1 protein-coding gene is annotated in these 1,488 nt (G+C 75.3%); it reads right to left on the reverse strand.

Going from position 1 to position 1,488, the window contains the following annotated elements; genetic code table 11:
* Positions 1-1,293, reverse strand: a 1,293-nt coding sequence (locus OZN99_RS31360) for an ArnT family glycosyltransferase (protein WP_270939110.1), incomplete at its 3' end; no start/stop codon positions are given.
* Positions 1,294-1,488 lie beyond the last annotated feature (195 nt).

Raw genomic sequence — 1,488 nt, forward strand, 5'->3', positions numbered from 1 at the left:
CGCCAGCAGCCCGGCCCGCGCCGGCTGCCCGGCCCGCAGCGCGCGCCACGCCACCACCGCCAGCGCCGCGGCCGCCGGCACCGCCAGCATCGCCACCGGAGAGATGCGCCCATCCGCCAGGAAGGGCAGGGCCACCGCGGCGATCGCCAGCCCCGCCGCCACGCCGAACAATGCCAGCAGGGAGAGCGCGTGCAGCCAGCGCGGCGGCTCCCGCCGCAGCGGGTCCATCGCCCAATGCGCGGCCAGCAGCATCAGGGCGGGGAAGGCGGGCAGTGTGTAGTGCGGCAGCTTCGTGGTCACCGCTTCGAACATCAGCCAGACCGGCACCGCCCAGGCCAGCAGGAAGCGGGTGGAGGGCTGAAGCCGGTCCGCCCAGGCGCCGGCCAGGGCGCGCAGCACCAGGAAGGCGGCGGGGAAGGCGGCGGCGCCGAAGGTCGCGACGTAGTAGCCCGGCGGTCCCCAGTGGTTCTCGTCCGCGCCGCCCACCTTGCTCAGCATGTCGCCGCCGATCGCGTCCGTCAGGAAGCGCCCTTCCGTGGCGATGGTCACCGCGACGAACCAGGGCGCCGCGGCCAGCAGCATCAGCGGCACGCCCCAGGCCGGGCGCAGCGCGCGCAGCCAGGGCGCGCGGTTGCGCCAGGCACGGTCGGCGATCGCCAGGGTGATGCCCGCCAGCAGCGGCACCGCCGGCCCGATCGGCCCCTTCAGGAGTACCGAGGCGCCGAGCACCAGCCAGAAGGCCGCCGCCTGCCCCGCGCCGAAGGCCGCCGCGTTCAGGTAGGCCCGGCCCATCAGCCCCATCGCGATCGCCACCGTGCCCAGCAGCGCCGCGTCGGTCTTGGCGATATGCGTCTCGATGACCAGCACGAAGCTGCCGGCCAGCATCGCCGCGCCCAGGAAGGCCGCCCGCCGCCCGACCAGCGCCTTGCCGAACTGGTAGGTCGCCAGCACCGCCGCCAGCGCACCGAGCAGCGAGGGGATGCGATAGGCCCAGATCCGGTTGCGCGCGTCCGAATGGATGCCGAGCGTCTCCAGCGCGTGCACGCTGGCCGCCTGCGCCCAGTGGATGCCGGCCGGCTTCTTGTTGCGCTCCACCTCGCCGAAGCGGATGCGCACATAGTCGCCGCTTTCCACCATCTGGCGGGATGCCTGGGCGAAGCGGCTCTCGTCGCGGTCCCCGGCCGGGATGGTGTTGAAGCCGGGCAGCCAGAGCAGCAGGCACAGCAGCATGAGCCAGAGATGCGGCCGCCGCGTCTCCGGCAGCCGGTCCAGAAGCTCCAGGGCGCGCTGCATCGCGGCGGCCCCTAGCACGCCCCCGCCCGGGGGGCCATAAACCGCGGCCCATGCCACCCCAGCCGAGACCCCCGGCCACCGCCGGCGCCCCCGCCCGCAAGGCCGCGCTCGCGCTGCTCGAGGCCGTGATGCAGCGGCGCCGCCCGCTGGAGGAGGCGTTGGACGCGCTGCCCGGGCACCTCGCCCCGCGCGACC

Origin of the sequence: Falsiroseomonas oryzae, assembly GCF_027856955.1 — a bacterium.
In the GTDB taxonomy this organism is placed as follows: Bacteria; Pseudomonadota; Alphaproteobacteria; order Acetobacterales; family Acetobacteraceae; genus Falsiroseomonas; species Falsiroseomonas oryzae.